This window comes from Rhodopseudomonas sp. (assembly GCF_036404135.1).
GTDB lineage: Bacteria > Pseudomonadota > Alphaproteobacteria > Rhizobiales > Xanthobacteraceae > Rhodopseudomonas_A.
The window spans coordinates 1-4,516 of record NZ_DASWPE010000095.1; the positions used below are offsets into that span (position 1 = coordinate 1).

The 4,516-nt window shown below is 64.6% G+C and carries 6 protein-coding genes and 1 tRNA gene; 1 reads left to right on the forward strand and 6 read right to left on the reverse strand.

From position 1 onward, the window contains the following. On the reverse strand, window positions 1-566 hold a 566-nt coding region (locus VGC77_RS10895; protein WP_331171586.1), incomplete at its 3' end, for a carboxyl transferase domain-containing protein. A gap of 149 nt (window positions 567-715) precedes the next feature. Then, a complete protein-coding gene (locus tag VGC77_RS10900; protein WP_331171587.1) occupies window positions 716-1,021 on the reverse strand; it encodes an ETC complex I subunit in 306 nt (101 codons plus the stop codon). 218 nt (window positions 1,022-1,239) lie between these two features. Between VGC77_RS10900 and VGC77_RS10905 the strand changes: the two genes are divergently transcribed. Beyond that, entirely contained in the window at window positions 1,240-2,496 is a 1,257-nt protein-coding gene (locus VGC77_RS10905) for an OpgC domain-containing protein (protein ID WP_331171588.1), read from the forward strand. A 117-nt stretch (window positions 2,497-2,613) separates the two neighbouring features. On the opposite strand, the gene VGC77_RS10910 is transcribed toward VGC77_RS10905, so the two are convergent. The 4 genes from VGC77_RS10910 to VGC77_RS10925 all read right to left on the reverse strand — a co-directional run. Further along, window positions 2,614-3,291 carry a CAP domain-containing protein gene (locus VGC77_RS10910; RefSeq protein WP_331171589.1) on the reverse strand — a complete coding sequence of 226 codons (678 nt, stop codon included), beginning with the start codon at window positions 3,289-3,291 and terminating at the stop codon, window positions 2,614-2,616. Between the two features lie 93 nt (window positions 3,292-3,384). Beyond that, window positions 3,385-3,461, reverse strand: a tRNA-Pro gene (locus VGC77_RS10915). A 135-nt stretch (window positions 3,462-3,596) separates the two neighbouring features. Further along, window positions 3,597-3,992 (reverse strand): DUF192 domain-containing protein, encoded by a 396-nt coding sequence (locus VGC77_RS10920; RefSeq protein ID WP_331171591.1) that lies wholly within the window; start codon window positions 3,990-3,992, stop codon window positions 3,597-3,599. A 251-nt stretch (window positions 3,993-4,243) separates the two neighbouring features. Continuing rightward, on the reverse strand, window positions 4,244-4,516 hold a 273-nt coding region (locus VGC77_RS10925; RefSeq protein ID WP_331171590.1), incomplete at its 5' end, for a cold-shock protein.

The following is a 4,516-nucleotide window of genomic DNA, read 5'->3' on the forward strand; positions in this document are numbered from 1 at the left end:
GCGGTGCAGGAGCCCATCACGATCGCGATCTGCGGAATCCCCAAAGCCGACATCTGCGCCTGGTTGTAGAAGATCCGGCCGAAGTGCCGTTCGTCGGGAAAGATCTCGTCCTGCTGCGGCAGGAAGGCGCCGCCGGAATCCACCAGGTAGATGCAGGGCAGATTGTTCTGCCGCGCGACGTCCTGGGCGCGCAGATGCTTCTTCACCGTCATCGGGTAGTAGGTGCCGCCCTTGATGGTGGCGTCGTTGGCGACGATCATGCATTCGCGCCCCGCGACCCGGCCGACCCCGGTGACGATCGAGGCGCAATGCACATCGCCGCCATAGAGGCCGTAGGCCGCTAGCGGCGACAATTCCAGAAACGCGGTGCCGGGGTCACACAACAGGTCGACGCGCTGGCGCGCCAGCATCTTGCCGCGCGCCGTATGCCTGGCGCGCGAGGCTTCGCCGCCGCCGCCGGCGACGAGGCCGAGCTTGTCGCGCAATTCCGCGACCAGGGCGCGCATCACCTCGGCGTTGCGGTTGAAATCCGAACAAGCGGGATCGACGGCGGAGCGGAGCGGCATGCGTTTCCACACAACGTGTTGTTACACCGCCCTCTGGCGGGGCGGCTGATCATGGTGTCACTGCGCCGGCGTCGCGCGCAACCTGAATTGCTCAGCCCCGCCCGCTCAGGTCAAGCGGCGCGCGAGCTGCACGACGCGCGCCAGCCGGCTCAGTGGGTCCAGGGCGCGTCGCGGCGGAACGCGAAATTGTCGGAATAGGCGGCACGGCGGCGGGCTTGCGGCTTCGGCTCGATCACCTGGTAGGGAATGCCCTCGCGCTCGCAATAGGCGACGGCGTCTTCGCGGGTATGAAAATGCAGGGTGAGCTGCTGGCGGGTGTCGCCGGAACTAGTCCAGCCCATCAGCGGCTCGATCACCCGCGGCTGTTCCGGCTCGTAGTCGAGCTGCCATTCCTTGGTCTTGGCGAGCCCGGATTGCATGGCGTTCTTGGCAGGCTTGTAAATGCGTGCGGTCATGGATTGATACGGCCTGTTGGGATGCGGCATTGCGCCTATTTGGTGAAAACCCCGGGTCTAGTGTACCGTGATCCGTTACGAGTTTGATTTTTCCCGATTCCGTCGCAGGACGGTCTCGTTTTCAGTTTCGGTATATTCGGTCTGGTTCGTTGTGACAATCGCGGCCAATCCCGGCCTTCCAACGGTCTTGCACGAACGCGACAGCACGAACGGTTTTCATGGAAATCCGCGCCACCCTGCCCCCCAAAGGACGCGACCTGCGGCTCGATCTGTTTCGCGGGGTGGCGAATTGGGCGATTTTCCTCGATCACATTCCCGACAATGTGGTGAACTGGATCACCACGCGGAATTACGGCTTCAGCGACGCCGCCGACCTGTTCGTGTTCATCTCCGGTTATACCGCCTCGTTCGTCTACGCCAAGATGATGCTGGAGCGCGGCTTCCTGGTCGGCGCCACACGGCTGCTGAAGCGGGTCTGGCAGCTCTACGTCGCCCACGTCATTCTGTTCGTGATCTATATCGCGGCGATCGGCTATGTCGCGCAGCGCTACAACGATCCCGATATCATCAACGAGTTCAACGTTGCGGGCCTGGTCGATAATCCGATCCAGACCTTGACCCAGGGCCTGCTGCTGAAATTCAAGCCGGTCAATCTCGACGTGCTGCCGCTCTATATCGTGCTGATGGGGTTCTTCCCGCCGGTGCTGTGGCTGATGCTGCGGCGGCCCAATCTGACGATGCTGGGATCGCTGGCGCTGTATTTCGCCGCGCGGTATTACGGCTGGAACCTGGCGGCCTATCCGATCGGCAGCTGGTATTTCAATCCGTTTACTTGGCAGTTGCTGTTCGTGTTCGGCGCCTGGTTTGCGCTCGGCGGCGCCAACGCCTCGCGCTGGTTGATCAATTCGTCGATCACGCTGTACGTCTGTATCTTCTATCTGATCTTCGCGCTGCTGATGACGATGGCCGGCCGGTTTCCGGAGTTCGGCGCGGTGTTTCCGAGCTGGCTGTACGACGCCTTCAACCCCAACGACAAAACCTTCCTGGCGCCCTATCGGGTGCTGCACTTCGTCGTGCTGGCGTTCATGGTGGTGCGGTTCGTGCCGAAGGAATGGCCCGGGCTGGAATGGCGGATCTTTCAACCGCTGATCCGCTGCGGCCAGCAATCGCTGGCGGTGTTCTGCGTCGGCGTATTCCTGTCGTTCGTCGCGCATTTCGAACTGATGATGAGCTCCGGCTCGCTATTGGCGCAGATCTTCGTCAGCGTCAGCGGGCTCGCGATCCTGTGTCTGGTCGCCTACTACATCGGCTGGTCGAAGAAGCAGGACAAACCGATGCCGCGCCCGGCGCCGGCCGCCAAGCCGGCCGAGCCGTCCTCGGAGCCGTCAGCCGAGCAGGCCACGGCCGCATCGGTGCCGCCATCGCCGGCGCCCGGCGCGTCCACCACCGCCGACCGCTCGCGCGCGGAAGGCTGAACTTCCTGGCCGGGGCACCGCTGCGGGGCCGGTCGGGCCATCACCGCGGCCGTTGATCAAGCCGGGAAAGGTCTGCGCTGAGCGCGACGCCGCGAAGCTTGGCCTGGCAAGCACCGCTCACAGGCACAGCCCGAGAAGCTTGACCCGGCAGGCCTCCCGTGACGACTGTTGCGACGGCGTGCTCGGCGTCGGATTCAGCGATGTCTTGCCGGACGATTTGCCAGACGGCTTGTCAGATTTCTTGTCAGACGTCTTGGGCGCCGTTTTGGGCGCGGGTTTCTTGGCGCGCGGCTCCGGTTTGTCATAGCCGCCGGCGATCACCATCGCCCAATAGGTGCGCCTTGTCGCGGAGCTGCGCGCGCTGGCGACGCCGACGCGTGAGGCGCCGGGCATCAACAGATTCCTGAGATGTCCGGGCGAGTTGATCCATTGGGTGAGCGTCTTCGGAAAGCCGTCATTGCCATAGGCGACGTTTTCCGCGGCCTGGCCGGCGTGGGCCGGCGCCACGCGGCTGGTGAACGGGCCGAGCACCTCGTGACTGAGCACGTCCTTGGCGGCCATCGCGGCGGCCTGCTCATGGGCGATCTGCGTGAGCTTGGCGTCCAGCGTCACCCGTCCCAGGCCGTGCGCGAGGCGGAAGCTCGATATCATTTCGGCCGGAGCGGCGGGAGCCGGCTGCGCCGCCACCGCCGCATCGGGGATCGCCGCAGGCGGGGTCACGTCAGCCGGTTGCGCCGCAGCCCCCGCAGACCACGCCAGCCAAAGCGCCGCGCCGATCGACCAAGCAGATTTCATCGCACCCCTCTGCGCCGCCGCTGTGTGACAATCGGAAGGCCGGATCAGCCGCGCCGGGGCGCCGACCATCTCCGGCAAAGCATTTGATTAAAATGGTCGGGGCAGCTGGATTCGAACCAACGACCTGCAGTACCCAAAACTGCCGCGCTACCAGGCTGCGCTATACCCCGAGGTCTGCGAAGCGTTGTCGTTACACGCTTGAGGCCAAACCGGCAAGGCGGCGTTTATAGCGTTTTCGCGTGAAGACAACGCGTCAAAATAAGAATTGAGAGCTCGGTTCTGCTTCGATCAGAACCGGAATAGCTCTAGCGGCCGTTGAACAGCGGATGCGCCACCCGGTCGCCCGGCGCGATACCGTATTTCTTGGCGGTGCCGGCGATCACCTCGAGCACGCCCTTGGCCGGCGGCCCCGAAGCGATGATGGCCAGCGATTGCGGCACGGTGTTCTCAGCGATCCGCGAAATCCGTCCGTCGGCACGGATGAAGATCATGTCGAGCGGGATGAAGGTGTTCTTCATCCACATCGAGACGGGTTGCTCCGGCGAGAAGTCGAACAGCATGCCGCGGCCGTCCGCCAACTCCTTGCGATACATCAGCCCGGTGGTCTTCTCCTGCTCGGTGGTGGCCACCTCGACGGAGAACACCTGCACGCCGGATTTGGTGACGATCTCTAGCGTCTGCACGTCGGCGGCCGCAGCCATGCCGCACAACCACAGCGTCGTCACCAACGCCGCTGCCGTCCGCGCCGCAACGCCGCGCACCGCCGATCCGATTCCCTGCTTCCACATTCCCAACGTCCGCCTCTGTTCCGCTCAAGACCCGCCCCCTGGTGTGGCTGCAACGCTAGCAGATCGCAAGCGCCGGGAGGCCGCGCATTTTTGCCAGCCGCCCTGCGCAGCGCAGCGGGCCCCGCGCAATGCGGGATGGGAGGGGCGAGCGGACCTGGCCGCGGTTAGTGCGAGGAGAGTCCCGGCGCGCCGGATTCCGGCTGGATTTCGGCGGCCATCATGCCCTTGGAACCGGGCCCGAAACGCACCAGCACGTACTGGCCGGGACGCAGCTCGGTCATGCCGAAGCGGCGCAGCGTTTCCATGTGCACGAAAATGTCCGGAGTGCCCTCGCCGCACGACAGGAAGCCGAAGCCACGCAGCCGGTTGAACCACTTCACCTGCGCCCGCTCCAGCCCGCTGGTCGGAGTGACGCTGACATGGGTGCGCACCGGCAG